Origin of the sequence: Pseudopontixanthobacter vadosimaris, from assembly GCF_012979275.1 — a bacterium.
GTDB classification, from domain to species: domain Bacteria; phylum Pseudomonadota; class Alphaproteobacteria; order Sphingomonadales; family Sphingomonadaceae; genus Pseudopontixanthobacter; species Pseudopontixanthobacter vadosimaris.
In genome coordinates this window covers 132112-151335 of sequence record NZ_JABASZ010000025.1, presented here as the reverse complement: position 1 = coordinate 151335, position 19224 = coordinate 132112, and the positions used below count along the sequence as shown (strand labels likewise).

At 64.4% G+C, this 19224-nt stretch carries 18 protein-coding genes; 7 read left to right on the top strand and 11 right to left on the bottom strand.

Annotated elements, in window-relative coordinates; all coding sequences use genetic code 11:
* Positions 1-10: 10 nt before the first annotated feature.
* The 3 genes from lptE to HG250_RS05845 form a co-directional block, all read right to left on the bottom strand.
* Complete coding sequence (gene lptE, locus HG250_RS05855; RefSeq protein WP_170003633.1) at positions 11-556, bottom strand: LPS assembly lipoprotein LptE; 546 nt, start codon at positions 554-556, stop codon at positions 11-13.
* Positions 553-3090, bottom strand: coding sequence for a leucine--tRNA ligase (gene leuS / locus HG250_RS05850; RefSeq protein ID WP_170003630.1), 2538 nt, complete (start codon positions 3088-3090; stop codon positions 553-555). Before leuS ends, lptE begins: the two co-directional genes overlap by 4 nt.
* 61 nt (positions 3091-3151) lie before the next feature.
* The gene (locus HG250_RS05845) at positions 3152-3616 is read right to left on the bottom strand and encodes a DUF3576 domain-containing protein (protein ID WP_170003628.1); all 465 of its coding nucleotides are present in this window, start codon (positions 3614-3616) and stop codon (positions 3152-3154) included.
* A gap of 443 nt (positions 3617-4059) precedes the next feature.
* On the opposite strand from HG250_RS05845, the gene HG250_RS05840 reads away from it, so the two are divergent.
* The 5 genes from HG250_RS05840 to fumC all read left to right on the top strand — a co-directional run bounded on the left by HG250_RS05840 (position 4060) and on the right by fumC (position 7575).
* Positions 4060-4842, top strand: a complete 783-nt coding sequence (locus HG250_RS05840; protein ID WP_170003625.1) for a hypothetical protein — start codon at positions 4060-4062, stop codon at positions 4840-4842.
* A 76-nt stretch (positions 4843-4918) separates the two neighbouring features.
* On the top strand, positions 4919-5044 hold the full coding sequence (locus tag HG250_RS05835) for an SDR family oxidoreductase (RefSeq protein ID WP_277348071.1): 126 nt from the start codon (positions 4919-4921) through the stop codon (positions 5042-5044).
* A gap of 170 nt (positions 5045-5214) precedes the next feature.
* Positions 5215-5820: an OmpA family protein gene (locus HG250_RS05830; protein ID WP_170003622.1), complete on the top strand. Its 606-nt coding sequence runs from the start codon at positions 5215-5217 to the stop codon at positions 5818-5820.
* 60 nt (positions 5821-5880) lie between these two features.
* Complete coding sequence (locus HG250_RS05825) at positions 5881-6114, top strand: ribbon-helix-helix domain-containing protein (RefSeq protein ID WP_170003619.1); 234 nt, start codon at positions 5881-5883, stop codon at positions 6112-6114.
* A 63-nt stretch (positions 6115-6177) separates the two neighbouring features.
* Positions 6178-7575, top strand: a complete 1398-nt coding sequence (gene fumC, locus HG250_RS05820; protein ID WP_170003617.1) for a class II fumarate hydratase — start codon at positions 6178-6180, stop codon at positions 7573-7575.
* Between the two features lie 147 nt (positions 7576-7722).
* Here the strand turns inward: fumC and HG250_RS05815 are convergent, their stop codons facing one another.
* Entirely contained in the window at positions 7723-7965 is a 243-nt protein-coding gene (locus HG250_RS05815; protein WP_170003614.1) for a hypothetical protein, read from the bottom strand.
* A 71-nt stretch (positions 7966-8036) separates the two neighbouring features.
* Entirely contained in the window at positions 8037-9320 is a 1284-nt protein-coding gene (gene murA / locus HG250_RS05810; protein WP_170003611.1) for a UDP-N-acetylglucosamine 1-carboxyvinyltransferase, read from the bottom strand.
* A 114-nt stretch (positions 9321-9434) separates the two neighbouring features.
* Here murA and galU point away from each other — a divergent pair, with 114 nt between their 5' ends.
* The gene (galU, locus tag HG250_RS05805; RefSeq protein WP_170003609.1) at positions 9435-10310 is read left to right on the top strand and encodes a UTP--glucose-1-phosphate uridylyltransferase GalU; all 876 of its coding nucleotides are present in this window, start codon (positions 9435-9437) and stop codon (positions 10308-10310) included.
* 48 nt (positions 10311-10358) lie between these two features.
* On the opposite strand, the gene HG250_RS05800 is transcribed toward galU, so the two are convergent.
* From HG250_RS05800 to HG250_RS05775, 6 genes are all read right to left on the bottom strand, one after another.
* Positions 10359-10682, bottom strand: a complete 324-nt coding sequence (locus HG250_RS05800; protein WP_205763537.1) for a hypothetical protein — start codon at positions 10680-10682, stop codon at positions 10359-10361.
* A gap of 110 nt (positions 10683-10792) precedes the next feature.
* On the bottom strand, positions 10793-12322 hold the full coding sequence (locus HG250_RS05795; protein ID WP_170003606.1) for an acyl-CoA synthetase: 1530 nt from the start codon (positions 12320-12322) through the stop codon (positions 10793-10795).
* Positions 12323-12442: 120 nt separating this feature from the next.
* A complete protein-coding gene (locus HG250_RS05790) occupies positions 12443-13072 on the bottom strand; it encodes a M23 family metallopeptidase (protein WP_338103869.1) in 630 nt (209 codons plus the stop codon).
* A gap of 230 nt (positions 13073-13302) precedes the next feature.
* On the bottom strand, positions 13303-14058 hold the full coding sequence (locus HG250_RS05785; RefSeq protein WP_240956945.1) for a ferritin-like domain-containing protein: 756 nt from the start codon (positions 14056-14058) through the stop codon (positions 13303-13305).
* A 101-nt stretch (positions 14059-14159) separates the two neighbouring features.
* Complete coding sequence (locus HG250_RS05780) at positions 14160-14639, bottom strand: peroxiredoxin (RefSeq protein ID WP_170003600.1); 480 nt, start codon at positions 14637-14639, stop codon at positions 14160-14162.
* Entirely contained in the window at positions 14636-17356 is a 2721-nt protein-coding gene (locus HG250_RS05775) for a bifunctional [glutamine synthetase] adenylyltransferase/[glutamine synthetase]-adenylyl-L-tyrosine phosphorylase (protein ID WP_170003597.1), read from the bottom strand. The genes HG250_RS05780 and HG250_RS05775 overlap by 4 nt, the downstream gene beginning before the upstream one ends.
* A gap of 110 nt (positions 17357-17466) precedes the next feature.
* Between HG250_RS05775 and HG250_RS05770 the strand changes: the two genes are divergently transcribed.
* On the top strand, positions 17467-19179 hold the full coding sequence (locus tag HG250_RS05770) for a M28 family metallopeptidase (protein WP_170003594.1): 1713 nt from the start codon (positions 17467-17469) through the stop codon (positions 19177-19179).
* The last annotated feature ends 45 nt before the right edge of the window (positions 19180-19224 follow it).

The window sequence follows — 19224 nt, the reverse complement described above, 5'->3', positions numbered from 1 at the left end:
CTCCGCGCTCTCATCGGCTGGCGTCGGCGGGCCGGTTGATAACGAGGGCGAGGCGCGTCACGATCCGGTCGGCCACGTCGCGTGTCAGGTTCTCAAGCGCCGTCTGTTCCGCTGCGATGGTCGCATATTCGCTTGAAACGACATCGATCCCGGCATCGCTGCCCGCCGTCGCGTCGAGCAGTACCATGCCTTCAGCCAGATCCACCAGGCGATAACGGGCGCGCAGACTGCGTCTTTCGCGCCCGACCGTGTCGTTGCTCAACACGCCTAGGGCTTCGAGATTGTCGTCCAGAATGACGTCGAGCCTGTAGCGTGTGCCGGTCTGCGGACCGGCGCCCTGCGAACCGGCAATACCGAGTCTGTCGTTCAATGCGCCCTGCATCAGATATCCGGCCCGACCGGGAATTGGCGACACGCTGATGGATTGCAGCACCTGCGCGGTCACGCCGCTGGCCCCGCCCGCATACATCGGCTGCAGGCCGCATCCGGCAAGGGCGAGCGGAAGGAGGCACAGCAGCAGGCGCCGAAACGGCAGATGGCGGCGCGAGACCGTCATGCGACGATGTTCACCAGCCGGTCGGGCACGACGATCACTTTCCTCACCTCTGCTCCGCTCAGGCTACGCTGGACTTTCTCGCTCGCCAGGGCAAGTGCCTCCAGTTCCTCTTTCGCCATGCCCCTGGCGACGGTTAACGTGTCGCGCAGCTTGCCCTTCACCTGCACGGCGACGGTGACCTCGTCCTCCACCAGCATGGTGGGATCGACTTCGGGCCAGGCGGCATCGGCGATCAGCCCTTCGCCGCCATGCATCGCCCATGCCTCTTCGGCCAGATGCGGCATCATCGGCGCAACCAGGCGGATCATGGTGCGGATCGCCTGGGTCCGGCTGGCGGACGGCGCAGCCTTCTCGATCGCGCCGGCCAGTTCATAGAGCCGCGCGACCGCCTTGTTGAAGGACAGCGCCTCGATATCCTCGGCGATCGCGGCAGTGGCCTGATGGGTCTTGCGGTCGAGCGCCTTGTCCTCGCCCGTCGCATCATCGTCCACCTGCCCGAAAAGCCGCCATGCGCGCTGCACGAAGCGCCAGCAGCCCTCGATGCCTGCCTCCGACCATGGTAAATCGCGTTCGGGCGGGCTGTCCGACAGCATGAACCAGCGCACCGCATCGGCGCCATAACGGGCGACGATGGCATCAGGGTCGACGACGTTCTTCTTCGATTTCGACATCTTGATGACGCGGCCGATCTCGACCTCGCCGCCATCGGCCGACAGCAAAGCGCGGTTCGCCTCGCGGCTGATCTCATCGGGCGCGTAATAGACGGTCTTGCCGCCTCCGTTGCGGCTGTAGGTCTCATGCGTCACCATGCCTTGCGTGAACAGCGAGGCGAAGGGTTCCTTCACGTCGATCATGCCAATGCGGTTCAGCGCGCGCGTCCAGAAACGGGCATAGAGCAGGTGCAGGATCGCATGTTCGACGCCGCCGATATATTGCTCCACCGGCAGCCATTGCGCGACTTCCGCCGGGTCGAAGGGCCGGTCGGCGGGCTGGCTGGCGAAGCGGAGGAAATACCATGAGGAATCGACGAAAGTGTCGAGCGTATCGGTCTCGCGCAGCGCTTCGCCGCCGCATTGCGGGCAGGCGACGTGCTTCCAGGTGCCATGGCGTTCCAGCGGATTGCCGGGGACGGAGAAATCGACATCCTCGGGCAGGATGATCGGCAGTTGATCCTTCGGCACCGGCACCACGCCGCAAGTGCCCTCGCCGCCGTCGCCGCAATGGATGAACGGTATCGGCGTGCCCCAGTAACGCTGGCGCGATACGCCCCAGTCGCGCAGGCGCCATACGGTCTTGCCCTCGCCCCAACCCTCGGCCTCGGCCTGTTCGATCACGCTGCGGATCGCGTCATCGACGCTCATCCCGTCGAGCTTGCCGGAGTTCACAATACGGCCGTCCCCCGCTTCGGCTTCACCGGCGAAAGGCGCATCGGCATCGGTGTCCTCGGGCGCGACGACGCGCAGGATCGGCAGATCATATTTCGTCGCGAATTCGAAATCGCGCTGATCGTGGCCGGGCACGCCCATCACCGCGCCGGTGCCGTAATCCATCAGCACGAAATTGGCGATGTAGACTGGCAGGCGGCGCGACTTGTCCATCGGGTGAATCGCAGTGACGCCGGTATCGTATCCCAGCTTTTCGCCGGCCTCGATCTCCGCTGCCGTGGTGCCGCCACGCTTGCACAGATCGACGAAAACCTGCGCCTCGGGATTATCTTCTGCCACGCGCCGAGCCAATGGATGATCGGCCGCCACCGCCACGAAGCTGGCACCGAAGATCGTGTCGGGCCGGGTCGAATAAACCGGCAGGTGCTCGCCATTCGCAAGATCGAAGGAGAATTCCAGCCCGCGGCTCTTGCCGATCCAGTTTTCCTGCATCAGCCGCACCTTGTCGGGCCAGTTCTCCAGATCGCCCAGGCCGTTCAGCAGGTCGTCGGCGAAATCGGTGATCTTGAGGAACCACTGGTTCAGCTTGCGCTTCTCGACCTCGGCACCCGACCGCCAGCCCTTGCCGTCGATCACCTGTTCATTGGCCAGCACGGTCATGTCGACCGGGTCCCAGTTCACCTGCGCCTGCTTGCGATAGACGAGGCCCGCTGCATGCAGATCGAGGAACAGCGCCTGTTCGTGACCGTAATATTCGGGATCGCAGGTGGCGAATTCGCGCGTCCAGTCCAGCGCGAAGCCGATGCGCTTCAGTTGCGCCTTCATGTTGGCGATATTCTCGCGCGTCCAGCCGCCGGGATGGACGTTCTTTTCCATCGCGGCGTTTTCCGCCGGCATCCCGAAAGCGTCCCAGCCCATCGGATGCAAGACCTCGTGACCGGTCATGCGTTTGTAGCGGGCCAGCACGTCGCCCATCGTGTAATTGCGGACATGGCCGATGTGGATGCGCCCCGAAGGATAGGGGAACATTTCCAGCACGTAGCTTTTCGGCTTCGCACTGCCGGAATCGGCGGTGAAGGTGCCCGCCTCGTCCCACGCGCGCTGCCAGCGCCCGTCGGCCTGCGACGGATCGAAACGCGTATCGGTCATGGTTGCCCCCGGGGTAAGTCTCGCCCGCAGCGGGCGTATCAGGATATCAGTCGGCAATATGTCAGTCGGCGATGGCCTGGCGGCGCAGCGTTCGCGCCTTGGTCAGAATGATATCCTCCAGCTTCTGCACGGTGGCGGCCTGCACCGGCGCATCCACCCAGCCGCCGCCCTGTGCCACCTGGCGGCTGGCGGCGACACGTACGGCATCGGCGCGCAGGTCGCGGTCGAGGATCGACACCGTCATCTTCACCCGCTCGCCCGGATTGCCGGGATTGGCATACCAGTCGGTCACGATCACCCCGCCCGCGCTGTCGGCCTGGAGCAGGGGCGCGAAGCTCACCGCCTCCAGCGCCGCGCGCCAGAGGTAGGAGTTCACCCCGATGGTGGACACCTGCGCCGCGGCAAGGTCCGCCCGCGGCCGGTCGTTACCGCCGCAGGCGGCAAGGCTGACGGCCAGCGATGCGGCGACGGCAGCCCGCACCAGCGGGCCTCGGGAAATCGAACGGAAGGTGGAATTGGCGTTCATGACGATCCTGATTGCAAAGTGGTGCCCGCGCAGGGCTTCGCCGGTTGCGGGCTTCTATAGACTGCGTGGCGCACCCGGCAAGCCTTCGCACCTAGGCGCGCGGCCAGAAGGTGCATACGGGCAAGAGATTGGGGCTGCCAGATTGCAGCTTCGGGCACTGAATGGCGGCTTAATCGCGAAACTGCCTGCAGGCCGTGCGAGCGCGGACCGGCGGCGGGGCGGGACGATTTGTGGACAGATCGCAACAGTTCGTGGCATTCGCAGACAGCCGGTTCGTATTTTGTGGCATCGGGGCAGGCGAGCGCCTAATCTTTGCACAAGAACGACGGGTTTCTGCGGAGTCGTGGGACAGGCGGGACAGGTTTAAGGAACCGTTCAGCGATTCCGTTGTCTGACGATTGGCGCATCCCGCGCAATTTCGACATGAAGGGCCGCAAGCGAAAATGATGGCAAATTCCCGTCCCTCGAAAAGTTTCGGTGCTTTCGCGCCGGTGCTGTTCGTGGCTGCGGGCCTTGCCGCCACGATCCCTGTCGCCAGCCTTGCGCTGCCCGGCGGCAATCCTTCCGTCAGCCTCGTGGATCGAGGGGGGTCGGAATTTGCGCCTTTCACGCCGGCAAATGTCGATCCCGCACTTGCCGCCCGCGTGGCGCAAAGCCTGAATGACAAGGGGCAGGCGATGCGGTTCACGCCCGCAGGGTCGCTGGATACGCCCGATCGGGCCGTAACGGTCGCCGTCCGGGTGGACGATCGTACCGCTCGCGCCATTTCGATACGTACCGCCATCCGGTCCGCACGCGGGGCTGCAGGTCTCGGCGCGAAATCGGCCGGAGCCACGCTGGCGGTCGCGCCCATGCGCTACAATCTAGGCGTGGCGCGCGGTTACCAGACCTTTGCGAAGCCGATCGAACTGCCCACGGGCGTTCGTGAATCGCGCATGCCCGACCTTTCCTCGTTCCGGACCGACAGGAACACGCAGGACAAGCCGGGCCGCTTCCAGACGCGCATCGCCTTGGAAAGCGACGATGCCGCCGCCGGCCGTGCGCCCCGGACATTGGAAGGGCTTGGCGAACAGAGCGTCAATCTTGGCGGGGCCTATCGCCTCGCACCCAATCTGAACGTGACCGCGGGTGTCCGCTTGTCGCAGGATCGCGACCGGATCGCGCCGCTTACCGACGGGGTGGAAGACGACAAGGCGGTTTACGTGGGTACCCAGTTCAGGTTCTGAGCGACCGGAAACGAATAGGGACAGATCGGGACTGGCCGCTCCGGTTCCCACCCCTCATGCTGCTTTCACCTGATCGATGACGTTACGGCATGCACCTAGCCGGAACGAAGTCGCCCGCAGCGTGGCCTTCCTGTGTGCGGAAGAAGCGGGCTTCATCACCGGTTCCACACTCAGCATCAATGGCGGTCAGCACATGTATTAATGCCGGCTCCACGCACCGGGAACCATGGCGGCGAACTGTCATTCTGCCCCCGTGACCCGATCGCCGGACGCAAGTCATTGCCTATCGACTGGCAAAATCGTATGACCGAGCGAGCCGTTGCTGCGAACCGTCGCAGGCGATTGGACGAAACAAGGAACAGGGAACAACACATGGCAGAAATACCCGTAGAAAAGAAATCGAGTTTCGGATGGCTCTGGATCTTGCTCGCGCTGCTGCTGCTGGCGCTGTTGCTCTGGTGGATTCTCGGCAGCGACGATGATGTCGAGGACGAGGTTCTGGTCGGAACCGCGACCGAGGAAACCGCGATCGTAACCGATACGGACACTGCGGAAGCGGCAGGAACCGGCATGGCCCTGACTGCCGAGACGGTCGAACAGGCGAACCAGCGCATGCTCGAACGGCTGCAGGCCAATCCTGATGCGACGCCGCGAGTGTATTATGCCTTTGATTCGGCTGAATTGACCAGCGGAGCGCAGGCCATTCTCGACTATCTGATCGCGAATCGTCCTGAAGCCGTGGCCGAAGGCTTTACCCTTACCGGCTTCGCCGATCGCGCAGGTCCGGTGCCCTACAACCGCCAGTTGTCCGAACAGCGTGCCGAGCAGGCGCGGCAGTATCTCGTCGCCAATGGCGTGAATTCGGCACAGGTCGACGTCGAGGCAGAAGGGGAGACGCCCCCGCTGGTGGAAACCGGAGACGGGGTGAGGGAACCGCTCAATCGCCGGGTCCGGATCGAAATGTCGGATTTCGAATAAGACGATTTGCAAGGGCGCGCCGGCAGCGGCGCGCCCTTCACGCCTAACCAGTCAGGTCCGGTGAGCAGACATTATCACCCGCCCGTCAAACGCTCGGTCGAGATCGCGGGCCACAAGACCTCCATCAGCCTTGAACCGATTTTCTGGGACATGCTCCGCCAGGCAGCATCCGAATCGCAGATCCCGTTGAATGCGCTCGTCGCCCGGATCGATGCCGAACGGCTGAACGCCGAAACCCCTCCGGGGCTAGCCGGGGCGCTACGTATCTGGCTTGTCACGCGCCGGGAGAATTGACGGAACATCGGCCACACCTCACCCGTTTAGCCAGACATCCGTTCATCATCTACGAGACGCAATATGGCCGAAACGCGCAGCGAAACCGACACGATGGGCGAGGTGCAGGTCCCTGCCGACCGCCTTTGGGGCGCACAGACACAGCGCAGCCTCGAGAATTTCAGGATCGGCGACGAAACCATGCCGCGCGGCATCGTCCATGCGCTCGGCCGCGTCAAACGGGCGGCAGCGCGCACCAACAACCATCTGGGGCTGCTGGACAACAGGCTGGCGCAGGCGATCGTCCACGCAGCGGGCGAGGTTGCGGATGGAACGCTCGACCAGCATTTCCCGCTTGTCGTCTGGCAGACGGGGTCCGGCACCCAGAGCAACATGAATGCGAATGAGGTGATCGCCAATCGGGCGAATATCGCACTCGGGCGCGAGGCGGGTACGAAGAGCCCCATCCACCCCAACGATCATGTCAACATGAGCCAATCGTCCAACGACACTTTCCCGACGGCAATTCATATCGCGGCGGTGCTGGGCCTGACGCGCGATCTGCTCCCCGCCCTGCAAGTGCTCCACGCCGATCTGGCGGCAAAGGCGAAAGAATGGGATCACATCGTCAAGATCGGCCGCACCCATACGCAGGATGCGACCCCGCTGACGCTGGGCCAGGAGTTTTCCGGCTATGCGGCGCAGATTTCTGCAGGGATCGAGCGGATTGAGGCTGGCCTGCCGGGGCTGTATCGACTGGCGCAAGGCGGAACTGCGGTAGGCACGGGGCTGAATGCGCCCAAGGGGTTCGCCGGCGAATTCGCCGCCGCAATTGCGGAAGATACCGACCTGCCCTTCGTCACCGCGCCCAACAAATTCGCCGCGCTTGCTTCACAGGATGCGTTGCTATTCGCGCATGGCACCCTGAACACGCTGGCAGCCGGGCTTTACAAGATCGCCAACGATATCCGTCTGCTGGGCTCCGGCCCCCGGTCGGGCCTTGGCGAGTTGTCCCTGCCCGCGAACGAGCCTGGGTCCTCCATCATGCCGGGCAAGGTCAATCCGACGCAGGTCGAGGCGCTGACCCAGGTCTGTACGCAGGTCTTCGGCAATCAAGCCGCGATCACTTTCGCCGATAGCCAGGGGCAGTTCGAACTGAACGTCTATCGCCCCGTCATCGGATATAATTTCCTGCAAAGCACTCGCCTGCTGGCCGATGCGGTGGCAAGTTTCACCGCCAATCTGATGGCCGGTCTGGAGCCGAGGACCGAAAACATCGCCCGCGGCGTAGAGAATTCGCTGATGCTGGTCACGGCCCTCGCCCCCTCCATCGGTTACGACAAGGCGGCGGCAATTGCCAAATCGGCACATGAAAAGGGGCAGACGCTGCGAGACGCCGCAACCGCCAGCGGGGACGTTTCGGGAGAAGATTACGACCGGATCGTCAGGCCGGAAGCCATGCTAGGACCCGATCGCGATTAGCAGGCACCGTTATCTGGCAAATTTTTACGTAAGCCCCTGCTGATCGTATGATTAGCATATTGCGTTGCCGGATCTCTGGACAGCACACGAGAAAAGGGGCGCTCCACCAAATGATGAAGCGCCCCTTTTTCGTCAATTTCGACCGGGTCAGTAAGTCGCCGGCGGGTCGCTTGCGGGGAAGCTCTCATCGCTCGCTTCGTCCGTACGCGTCCAATTCGTGGCGGCCCCGTCACGCATGGCCCCTGGCCCGGCGTCCCGCACCTGCGACACATTGGTGTTGCCCGGCTGACCGGCGGCAAACGCCGCATTGTCCGGATTCTTGTTTTTCGTATAATATTTATATCCCGCATAGCCGAGGGTTCCCAGCGCGGCCATTTTCAACAGTCCCATGATATACCTGCCTTTCTTGCCAATAAAACGCAGCAAGCGGGCAAAGGGTCCGGGTAGTTCGGCAAAATGCCTTATTCGTCGCCGATCCGTTCGATATCCGCGCCTGCCTGCGCCAGCTTTTCCTCCAGCCGCTCGTAACCGCGGTCGAGATGGTAAATGCGCCGCACCTGCGTTTCTCCGTCGGCCGCCAGTCCGGCAATGATCAGGCTCATCGATGCGCGCAGATCGGTGGCCATGACCTCGGCACCGGTCATCCGGTCCACGCCATGCACGATGGCCGTTCGCCCCGACGTCTCGATATGCGCGCCCATGCGCGCCAGTTCGGGCACATGCATGTAACGGTTTTCGAATATGGTTTCAGTCAGCACGCTGGTGCCTTCCGCACGGCAGAGCAGCGCCATCAATTGCGCCTGCATGTCGGTGGCAAGCCCGGGATAGGGCGCGGTGGACAGGTTCACGGGCTTCAACGGCCCATCGGCTGTAACGCGAATGCCGGTTTTCTCCACCTCGCAGGCAACGCCGATGTTCCGCAACGCGTGCAGGGTTGCCGCCATGTCGCTCTCCTTCGCGCCGTCGAGCAGCACGTCGCCGCCGGTGATCGCTGCGGCGCAGGCGTAGGAACCGGCCTCGATCCGGTCGGGCATGACCTTGTAGGTCGTGCCGAACAGCCGCTTGACGCCGTGAACGGTCAGATCGCCGGAACCAATGTCCTCGATCTCGGCACCCATGGCGACCAGCAGGTTGCACAGATCGACGATCTCGGGTTCGCGGGCGGCGTTGGACAGGCGGCTCGTGCCATTCGCCAATACCGCCGTCATGAGGGCGTTCTCCGTCGCCCCGACCGAAACAACCGGAAAGGTGAAATCGCCGCCCGGCAGGCCGCCATCGGGCGCGGCGGCCCTGACATAGCCCTGCGCCAGTTCGATGTCGGCGCCGAGCGCTTCCAGCACCTTTAGATGCAGGTCGATGGGGCGGTTGCCGATGGCGCAGCCGCCGGGCAGCGACACGGTCGCCTCGCCCGCGCGCGCCAGCAGGGGGCCGAGCACCAGGATGGATGCGCGCATCTTGCGCACCAGATCGTAAGGCGCGACGGTGGAGGTAAGCCGCGGCGCCTCCATCGTGACGACGCGGCCGAAATCCTCCGGCCGTTTGCCCGCCACCGTGGTGGACGCACCGAATTGCGTCATCAGATGCTGGAAGCCGTCGATATCGGCGAGGCGCGGCAGGTTTCGCAGGGTCAGCGGTTCCTCCGTCAGCAAGGCGCAGGGAATCAGCGTCAGCGCGGCGTTCTTGGCGCCGGAGATGGGGATGGTGCCGGACAGCCTCTTGCCGCCACGAATGATGATCTTGTCCATCGCGCCACCGTGTAGACTGTATGCTGCAAGGGGCAAGCGGCGGAGGCAAAAAACCTGCCACCTTCAACCCACGCCGATTGACGTGCCGCGCAACTTCCCTATCACCCACGCCCCATGACCCAGCATCGACCGATCAAGAAAGCCGTCTTCCCCGTTGCCGGACTCGGCACCCGCTTCCTCCCCGCGACCAAGGCCATCCCGAAGGAGATGATGCCGATCATCGACCGCCCGCTGATCCAATATGCGGTGGACGAGGCACGCGAAGCCGGCATCGAACAGATGATCTTCGTGACCGGGCGCGGCAAATCCTCGATCGAGGATCATTTCGATATCGCCTATGAGCTGGAAGCGACGATGGCGGAACGGGGCAAGGACATGTCGCTGCTGGAAGGAACGCGGCTGATGCCGGGCAATTGCGCCTATGTCAGGCAGCAGGAGCCGCTGGGCCTGGGCCATGCCGTCTGGTGCGCGCGGGATATCGTCGGCGACGAACCCTTCGCGGTCCTGCTGCCCGACGAATTGATGTGGGGTGCCCCGGGATGCATGAGGCAGATGGTCGATGCCTATGCCCGCACCGGAGGCAATCTGATCAGCGTCATCGAAGTTCCCGATGACGAGGTGCCGAATTACGGGGTGATCGATCCCGGCGCAGAGGACGGAGCGCTGACCGAGGTGCGCGGGCTGGTCGAGAAACCCGCCATCGAGAATGCTCCTTCAAACAAGATCGTGTCCGGCCGGTATATTCTCCAGCCCGAAGTGATGAAAACCCTGCAGAGCCACGAAAAAGGGGCGGGCGGCGAAATCCAGTTGACCGACGCCATGGCCAGGATGATCGGCAGCCAGCCGTTCAACGCCGTGACTTTCGCCGGAGCGCGCTATGACTGCGGCAACAAGGCCGGCTATGTCGAGGCCACCCTGGCCCTTTCACTCGAACGCAGCGACATCGGAGCGGAAGTCAGGCAAGTCGCAGAGCGGCTGCTGGGGCAATAATTCAGGTTTCCGCAGCCGCCTGCGTCGGGAGCAAGCAGCTCTGCCTGATCAGTCGATCCGGAAATCGACGATCCGGCCATCGCTGCGAAAGATGCAACTGAAGCGCCGCTCGTAACGATCGCGCGTCTGGACCCGGCCATCGACACGGACGATTTCGCGGCTGGTCTGCCTGACCTCGGAAATAGCGACGCGGCCATAACGGGACGCCTCACGTCCACAGGCATTGGCAGCGGCCCTTTCGAACCGGTCTTTGTCGTTCCGCACATTGCCGCCGAGGATATCGCCGAAAAGGCCGCCACCGCCTAAGCCAGCCGCGCATCCGCCGAGCAGCATCGTTCCAGCCGCGAGTACAGGTAGAATCGTAATTTTCATCGAAGCTCTCCAACAGCGTGTTCTCGCCACGCCACCTTCGTGCCAAGTCGGATCCAAACGGTCAGACCCCGGTCTTCGTTCCGCCTTCAAGGCACCGTCGAAGCATAACCCTATCCCTGTGCGGCATATTCGTCGCGCAATTCCCGTTTATAAAGCTTGCCGTTCGCCTCACGCGGCAGATGGGGGCGGAAGTCGATCCGCCGCGGCATCTTGATCCGGGAAAGATCGGCGGCAAGGTATTCGCGCAGTTCCGCTTCCAGCGCCTCGCCCGCATCATTTATGTTCATCGGCTGGATTACCGCGACCACCTCTTCTCCAAGATCATCATGCGGCGCACCGATCACTGCGGCGTCCATCACCTTCGGGTGAGTGACGAGCAGGTTTTCGATCTCCTGCGGATAGATGTTCACGCCGCCCGAGATGATCATGTGGCTTTTGCGGTCAGTCAGCGTGAGAAAACCGTCATCATCGACATGGCCGATGTCGCCCAGCGTCATCCAGCCCGCCGGGTGCATCGCATCGGCGGTCTTTTCCGCATCGTTGTGATAGGCTGGCAGGCGCGCGTTCTCGAAATAGACCAGTCCGTCGGTGCCTGCGGGCACTTCCTCCCCATCCGGCCCGCAGATGTGGAGGGTGCCGTAGATCGCCCGGCCCACGGAGCCAGGATGCTCCAGCCACTCTTCGCTCTTGATGAGGGTCATGCCGATCCCCTCCGAACCGGCATAATATTCGGTCACGATCGGCCCCCACCATTCGATCATCAGGCGCTTTACCGGCACCGGGCAAGGCGCAGCGGCGTGTATCGCGCTGCGGTGGCTGGACAGATCGTATCGCTGCCGGATCTCTTCGGGCAGCTTCAGCATGCGGATGAAATGGGTCGGCACCCACTGGCTGTCCGTAACCGAGTAATTCTCGATTGCGGCGAGCGCCTTCTCGGGGTCGAATTTCTCCATCACGACGACGGTGCCGCCCAGCCGATGGACGGTGGTGCACCACCCCAGCGGGGCAGCATGGTAAAGCGGCGCGGGCGACAGATAGACCATGTCACCATCGGCGGGCCAGCCTGCACCCATGACGGCCAGGCCGACCAGCGGCACGGCTTCCGTCACATCCTCCGATTCGGGCGGGGCCGGACGGATGCCCTTGGGTCGCCCGGTCGTGCCGGAACTGTACAGCATCGTTATGCCGGGCGCAGGGTCCGCTATGGGCGTGCCGGGTTGCCGGTCAAGAGCCGCCACCAGGGATTCGCCGGGCTCGGCGCCGCCCAGCACCAGCACCGGCAATTGCGGGCACCGTTCGCGAATCCCGTCCAGAACTTCTGCATAGGCGATGGAGGCGATCAGCAATTTGCTGCCGCTGTCTTCGATCATATAGGCGATTTCGCTGGCGGTCAGGCGGGTCGAGATCGGCACCATCATCGTGCCTGCGCGCTGCGACCCCCACACCAGGTCGAAAAAACGGGAATGATTTTCCATCAGCACTGCGAAGGCATCGCCCGGTTGCAACCCGCGATCCCGCAGCAGATGCGCGGCACGATTGGCGCGGGCGTCCAGTTCGGCGTAGCTGACCGTCTCGCCGCTTTCCGCCATGATGATGGCGGGCCGATCCGGTCGGCCCTGCGCATGTATTATCGGGTGCATATTCTCGTCCTCTCCACCCGGCAGACTAGCCGCAGGCGGGCAGCGGGCAAGCAAAAAGGCGGCCGGATCGCTCCGCACCGCCTTTTCAGCAGCCCCTGGGCAGGGCAAATGCCTGGATTATCAGTCACCGCCGCCCATGCCGCCCTGACCGGTCGCGAGTGCGAAGGCCTGCTGCGCTTCGCTTTCGACCATGTAGGGAATGGGATTGACCGCTTCGCCGTCGATGCGGACTTCGTAATGCAGATGCGGGCCGGTCGAACGGCCGGTGCTGCCGATATAGCCGATGATGTCGCCCTTCTTCACCCGCTCGCCAGCGGCAACCGCCAGGCGCGACATGTGAGCGTAACGCGTTTCCAGCCGTGCGCCATGTTCGATGCGGACATAGAGGCCGTAGCTGGAGAAATTCTTCGCGGTTTCGACCAGGCCGTCCGCCGTGGCGTAGATGGGCGTGCCGGTGGGGCCGGCAAGGTCGACACCCTTGTGCGCGCGGCGGCCGCCGATGACCGGGTGGTTGCGCATGCCGTAATCGCTGGAAAGCCGCACGCCATCGACCGGCATCCGCGAAGGAACCGCAACCGCAGTGGGCTGGACCGTCTGCACGCCGCCATTGTCGAGCGATTCCCAGCTGGCGAAAAGCTGGCGGAACTGTTCGTCGCCGCCGCCGAGCGGGGAAGCTTGGGCATCGCGCACCGGGGCGGTAATGTCGGCAGCGGCGCTGTTGGCGAGTGCCGGATGGGCCATCATGGCCATGCAGAAGGCCATCCCTGCCGCTGCCGCCTTACCTGAAATCCTGCGATCCGAAATACCGTGCTTGGAGATGATTGCGACCAAAGTTCCCGTCCTTTTTCTCCGGCACCGCGAAGGCACCGCATGACCCCGTTTCCTGCGCCCCGACGATCCAGGATCGGGGTGGAAACTATTTTCTCGAAAGTGGGAACCGTGCCCCGCCTCGTTAATTATCGGGTTAGCCAGTCAAAGCTTTACGAGGCAAGACCGGCATAGAAGTCCTGCGACAGACCGGCGGCGAGACGCGCCGAGTCGTTGAACGGACCCTTCAATCCGCCCCTGAAGTAAGTTTTCAGTAAGGATTTCCACCGTTTTTGCGGTGAAATCCGTTCGTCGCGGCATCTGGCGACGAAATGCTTCGTGCCAAAGCCGACATGCCGGATTTCATCGTCCAGAATGCGGGTGAGGATTCGTGCGCCATTCTCGTCGCCCTGGGATCTGACCCGCGCGATCATCGGTGGGGTGACGTCCAGCCCCCGCGCTTCCAGCACCATGGGCACGATGGCGAGCCGCGCGGCGACGTCATGGGCAGTGCGCTCGGCCGTTTCCCACAGGCCTGAATGGGCGGGCAGAGCGCCGTAATGGCTGCCCATCAGGCGCAATTTGCGGTCCAGCAGGGCGAAATGCATGGCCTCGTCCGCCGCGACGGACAGGAAATCCGACACGAACTCCTCGCCCATGGCGGCACCGAAGCGGCCCGCCATATCGAGGGCGAGATCGATGGCCACATATTCGATATGGGCAAGGCTGTGCCACATCGCGATCCGGTTGCGCTCCGACCCGCCCTTGCCCCGGCGCGGCATCTGCGCGGGCGGCAACAGCACGGGCTCTGCTGGCCGGGCGGGCCGGACAGGCATGGATCTGGCGAAAGTGAAGGAGAGGCGGCCCAGGCGCCAATCGCGTGCGATCCCGCGGGTTGCCATGACTTTGGCCTGCGGGTCGGCCGTCATCAGGGCGGCGGCAATCGCGGAAGATACACTGGCTGTGCGCCCGAGTCCTGATCCGCCCGAATTGCGAACGGTCTCAGCCAGCGCCACTTGTTCGCCCGTCATCACCGCCCCTCGACCGTCGCGAGGACCTCTTGCGCATGGCCTTTAACCCGCACCTTGGGCCATATCCGCAGGACATTACCCGCGCCATCCAGCAGGATGGTGGTGCGGACCATGCCCATGTAGGTCTTCCCGTACATCTGCTTCTCCCTCCACAGCCCGAGTGCGTCCGACAGGCCGCCCTCTTGGGCATCGGTCGCCAGCGGTACGGTAAGGCCATGTCGGGCGATGAAATTGCGATGCTTGCGCGGGGTATCCTTGCTGATGCCCAGCAGATCGGTGCCAGCCGCGGCGAAGCGGTCGTGCAGCGCTGAGAAATCCTGCGCTTCGGCGGTGCAGCCGGGCGTATTATCCCGTGGATAGAAGAACAGCACCAGCCGGCGGCCGGGATGTTCGGCGTGGTGCCGCGCAGGAGTGACCTGACCGCCCTCGGCGGTTTCCAGCCCGATATCGGGCAGCGGGTTTCCGGGTTCCGGCATCATTCTTCCACCTCCAGTTCGACATCGAAAACAGCCCGCCAGCAATCGGCCACGATCCGGCGCATTGCCGCAAACTCCTTCAGCAGGGCGGCGAAATCCGCGCTGCCGCAGGCCCTGGCAAGCACGGCTTGCGCGGCGCCCGGTGGGCAGGAGAGATCGGGCGCGACCAGCCGGGCCGCCACCAGCAGCCGGGTCATGAAGCCCTCCGCATCCGCCAGCGCGCCGGTCGGGAGGCCGGCAGCGGCGAGCTGCGCGATGGCCTGCGGCAGATGTGGCGTGAACGCCGTCTGTTCACGCAATTGCAGGAAGTGGACGATGAATTCCAGATCGACCAATCCGCCCCGCAGCAGCTTGGTATCGAGGATGCCCTGCGGCTTCTTGTGCGCGGCCATGTCCGCCCGCATTGCCAGCACCGCATCCTTCAGATCGGCCTCTTTACGCGGAGCGGAAAGGATTTCGCCGATCAGCGACTTCAGATTGCGCCGCGCCTCGCGCGATCCGGCAAGCGGGCGGGCGCGGGTCAGCGCCATATGTTCCCATGTCCATGCCTGCTCGCGCTGATAGCGGGCGAAGCTTTCCATGCTGACCGCCAGCGGCCCCTGGTTGCCTTGCGGCCGGAGCCGCGTGTCCACCTCGTAAAGCGCGCCCTGTGCCGTGGGTACGCTGAGCGCGGCGGAAACCCGCTGCGCCAGCCGGTTGAAATACAAAGTCGCTCCCAGCGGTCTCGGCCCGTCCGATTCACCCGAATGCGAGCCGGAGAACAGATAGACGATATCGAGATCGCTGGCGTGAGTAAGATACCCCCCTCCCAGCCGGCCTAGGCCGAGCACCACCAGTTCGGCGCCGGGAACGGTGCCGTGCTTCTGGATGAACACCGTTTCGGCAGCAGACACCGCCACGCGAATCGCGGCCTCGGCCGTATGGGACAGCGCCGCCGCGATCTTCAACGGGTCATGCGCCGCTTCGATCAGTTGCACGCCCAGCATGAAACGCGTTTCGCCCGTGACCACGCGAATTCGGTCGAGCACATCCTCGTAATCCGAACCGAGCGCCATGGGGCGCGCCGCCATGCGCGCGGCCAGCGCGCCGACCCCGCCGGGCAGGTCGAAGGCCGAACGGTCGATCAGCGTGTCGAGCAGTTCGGGGCGGCGGCCCAGCACGTCCGCCAGCGGGGGCGCGAGCGACAGGATCGCGATCAGTTGCGAAAGCAGGGCAGGCCGGGCACCCAGCAGGCGAAAGAGATTGATGGCCGAAGGCACGGCGGCAAGCACCTTCTCCCACCGCAGGATAGCGCGGTCCGGCTCCGGCGCCTCGGCCAGCGCCGCCAGGAGATCCGGCAGCACATCGTCGAAAGCCTGCCGGGCTTCTTCGCTGCGAAGCGCGCGGTAGCGGCCATCGCTCCACCCTTCGATGCGGCTGGCAAGCGCAGCGGGTTCGTCGAAGCCCAGGGCGCCGAGCCGCACCGCCAGCGCGCCCGCGCTGCCAGCCACGCTCGATGCGGCGGGCGTATCCTCTTCGATCAGGGCGTCGAAGCGCAGCCCCACCTGTTCCGTCGTCTGCGTCAGTCCGGCCACCAGCGCCTCGCCGTCCGCCAGCCCGTCCAACCGGGCGACATTGTCCAGCGCCGCGCCGCCCGGCAATTCATGCGTCTGCTGATCCTCGACCATCTGCAGGCGATGTTCGACGGTCCGCAGCCGGTCGTAGGCCTCGCCCAGGGCCCCTGCTTCCTCCGCAGCAATGCGCCCGGCAGCCGCCAGCGCATCGAGAGCGGGCCGCGTGCCGCGCAGCCGCAGGGTCGGATCGCGCCCGCCATGCACCAGCTGATGCGTCTGGGCAAAGAATTCGACCTCCCGTATACCGCCGCGCCCGTGCTTGACGCTATAGCTCGGTCCGGGGACGCGCGGGCCGTCATGCCCCGCCCTGATCCGCAGCGTCAGACGGCGGATTGCATCGATCGCCCCGAAATCGAGGCTGCGCCGCCAGATGAAGCCATCGATGGCTGACAGGAAGTCACGGCCTGCCGCAATCTCACCGGCACAGGAACGGGCACGGATGAAGGCGGCACGTTCCCAGGCAAGCGCGCTGGATTCGTAATGCACCAGCGCCGCTGCGGTGGAGATTGCCAGCGGGCTGACCTCGCTCGCCGGGCGGAGCCGCAGATCGACGCGGAAGACGTAGCCTTCCGCCGTGTTCTGCGACAGCATCTGCACGATATCGCGGGCATAGCGTTGCGCCGCTTCGCCGGGTTCGTCCCGGGAGCGGCGTGGCAAGGTCTCTGCGTCATAGAGCAGGATCGGATCGATGTCGGAGCTGTAGTTGAGTTCGCGCGCGCCGTGCTTGCCAAGCGCCAGCGCGAAAAAGCCGGCAGGCTGCGCATCGGGTACGCGCCGCAGGATGGCGGCAGTGATCGCCCGGTCCAGTGCCCGGTCGGCAAAGGCGGACAGTTCATGCATAACGCGGTCGAGAGTGAATGCACCGGCCAGGTCGCCGACTGCCAGCGTGACGGCCAGCGCCAGCTTCTCGCGGCGAAGGGCTATCGCCGTGTCGGTCACGCCCTCTCCGGCCTGCTTGGCCAGCATCAGGGCTTCCTCGCCGCGCCCTTCGTCCAGCAGGGCGGCAATGTCGGGCAGTCGCTCCAGCCCGCGGGCGAGGAACGGCGCATGCGCGCGCGCGCGGTTCAATGCGCCCTCCCAGTCCGCTGCCTGATCCGCATCCGCCATGGCAACTGCCCTGCCCCAGCAGCAATGGCGGGGCAACCATATCTTGCCCCTCACGAACCGGTCTGTAATACGATCCGCATCAGACAATTTCGAGAGCCAAGGGGCTTAACATGATCCGCAACATACTCACCACTGCCGCGCTGGCCACTTCGGCCCTGGCGCTGGCGGCCTGCAGCACCGCGCAATATGACAACGCCCGCCCCGCGAGCGCGCCGGGCAATGCGGCGATACCCGATGTCGCCCCCGGCGATATCGAACTGTCGACGATGAAGAATGTGACGCGCATCCTGTCCTCCGACGAATTCGAAGGCCGCGCGCCCGGCACGGCGGGCGAGGAAAAGACCGTCGCCCTGCTGATCGACCGTTTCACCAAGGCCGGCCTGCAGCCCGGCAACAGGGGATCGTGGGTGCAGGAAGTCCCGCTGGTGGAGATTACCGGCAGCAATTTCGCGCCGCTGACGGTGACCGGCAATGGCGAGGCCATGCGCTTCGACTTCGCCGAAGACTGGGTCGGCGTCACCTACCGCGAGAACGAGCGCACCGTTCTGGAGGACAGCGAACTGGTCTTCGTCGGCTATGGCATCAACGCCCCCGAAAAGGGCTGGAACGATTATGCCGGCGTCGACATGAAGGGCAAGATCGCCGTCATCCTGGTGAACGATCCCGATTACGAACAGCAGACGCTCGGCGGTGATTTCAACGGCCGCGCCATGACCTATTACGGCCGCTGGACCTATAAATACGAAGAAGCCGCCGCGCAGGGAGCCGCCGGCGCGCTGATCGTCCATGATACCTATCCGGCCGCCTATGGCTGGAACGTGGTGGAATCCAGCTGGACCGGACCGCAGAGCTTCGCCCAGACCGCCAATGGCAATATGGACGAAACCATGATGAACGGCTGGATTCAGAAGCCGGTCGCCGAACGCATCCTGCAGGCGGCGGGGCAGGATCTCGCCACCTTGAGCGCAAGGGCGAAGCAGCGCGGCTTCCGCGCCGTGCCGCTGGGGCTGACCGCCTCGACCAGTTTCGACAATGCGATTCGCAAGTTCCAGTCGAAGAACGTGATCGGCATATTGCCGGGTAGCGAGCGGCCCGACGAATATGTCATGCACACCGCGCATTGGGACCACCTCGGTCGCTGCACTCCCGATGCGAGCGGTGACGATATCTGCAACGGTGCCATCGACAATGCGACCGGCACCGCCGCGCTGGTCGCGCTGGCAGAGGCTCATGCCGATGCCGGGCCGGCCGAACGCAGCCTCGTGTTCCTGGCCGTCACGGCCGAGGAACAGGGCCTGCTCGGCAGCGAATATTATGCCGCCAACTCCGTCTTTCCCCTGTCGCAGACGGTCGGCGGCGTGAATATGGATGCGCTGTTCATCGCCGGTCCGTCACACGACGTCACCGTCGTCGGTGGCGGCAAGAGCGAACTCGACGCGTTTCTGGACAAGGCGCTGCTGGCCGAAGGCCGCCGCGCGACGCCCGAACCGACGCCGGAGAAAGGCTATTACTACCGGTCCGACCATTTCAGCTTCGCCAAGCGCGGCGTGCCCATGCTCTATGTCGATGGCGGGGAAGATCTGGTGAAAGGCGGTGTCGAGGCCGGTGCTGCCGTGGCCAGGGCTTACACCGAAAACGCCTATCACGGCCCCAATGACGAATATGATCCCAATTGGGACTGGTCGGGTGCGCTGAACGATCTGCAACTGTTCTACCGGCTGGGGCGGATGATGGCGATGAGCGAGGCATGGCCCAACTGGGTTGCGGGTGACGAGTTCAAGGAAGCCCGCGACGTCAGCTGCGCCAACGGCATGGGCTGCTGATGGGGCTGCTGATGGCGACAAGCGGATGACGTGCCGAAGCGGCGG

What these genes read in the sequence shown, in the direction of transcription:
- HG250_RS05830 (WP_170003622.1), top strand. Translation starts at nt 5,215, where the DNA reads ATGGCAGAAATACCCGTAGAAAAGAAATCGAGTTTCGGATGGCTCTGG.
- fumC (WP_170003617.1), top strand. Translation starts at nt 6,178, where the DNA reads ATGGCCGAAACGCGCAGCGAAACCGACACGATGGGCGAGGTGCAGGTC.
- galU (WP_170003609.1), top strand. Translation starts at nt 9,435, where the DNA reads ATGACCCAGCATCGACCGATCAAGAAAGCCGTCTTCCCCGTTGCCGGA.
- HG250_RS05775 (WP_170003597.1), bottom strand. Translation starts at nt 17,356, where the DNA reads ATGGCGGATGCGGATCAGGCAGCGGACTGGGAGGGCGCATTGAACCGC.
- HG250_RS05780 (WP_170003600.1), bottom strand. Translation starts at nt 14,639, where the DNA reads ATGATGCCGGAACCCGGAAACCCGCTGCCCGATATCGGGCTGGAAACC.
- HG250_RS05840 (WP_170003625.1), top strand. Translation starts at nt 4,060, where the DNA reads ATGATGGCAAATTCCCGTCCCTCGAAAAGTTTCGGTGCTTTCGCGCCG.
- HG250_RS05795 (WP_170003606.1), bottom strand. Translation starts at nt 12,322, where the DNA reads ATGCACCCGATAATACATGCGCAGGGCCGACCGGATCGGCCCGCCATC.
- HG250_RS05815 (WP_170003614.1), bottom strand. Translation starts at nt 7,965, where the DNA reads ATGGGACTGTTGAAAATGGCCGCGCTGGGAACCCTCGGCTATGCGGGA.
- HG250_RS05835 (WP_277348071.1), top strand. Translation starts at nt 4,919, where the DNA reads ATGACGTTACGGCATGCACCTAGCCGGAACGAAGTCGCCCGCAGCGTG.
- HG250_RS05785 (WP_240956945.1), bottom strand. Translation starts at nt 14,058, where the DNA reads ATGACGGCCGACCCGCAGGCCAAAGTCATGGCAACCCGCGGGATCGCA.
- leuS (WP_170003630.1), bottom strand. Translation starts at nt 3,090, where the DNA reads ATGACCGATACGCGTTTCGATCCGTCGCAGGCCGACGGGCGCTGGCAG.
- HG250_RS05800 (WP_205763537.1), bottom strand. Translation starts at nt 10,682, where the DNA reads ATGAAAATTACGATTCTACCTGTACTCGCGGCTGGAACGATGCTGCTC.
- HG250_RS05845 (WP_170003628.1), bottom strand. Translation starts at nt 3,616, where the DNA reads ATGAACGCCAATTCCACCTTCCGTTCGATTTCCCGAGGCCCGCTGGTG.
- lptE (WP_170003633.1), bottom strand. Translation starts at nt 556, where the DNA reads ATGACGGTCTCGCGCCGCCATCTGCCGTTTCGGCGCCTGCTGCTGTGC.
- murA (WP_170003611.1), bottom strand. Translation starts at nt 9,320, where the DNA reads ATGGACAAGATCATCATTCGTGGCGGCAAGAGGCTGTCCGGCACCATC.
- HG250_RS05770 (WP_170003594.1), top strand. Translation starts at nt 17,467, where the DNA reads ATGATCCGCAACATACTCACCACTGCCGCGCTGGCCACTTCGGCCCTG.
- HG250_RS05790 (WP_338103869.1), bottom strand. Translation starts at nt 13,072, where the DNA reads ATGGCCATGATGGCCCATCCGGCACTCGCCAACAGCGCCGCTGCCGAC.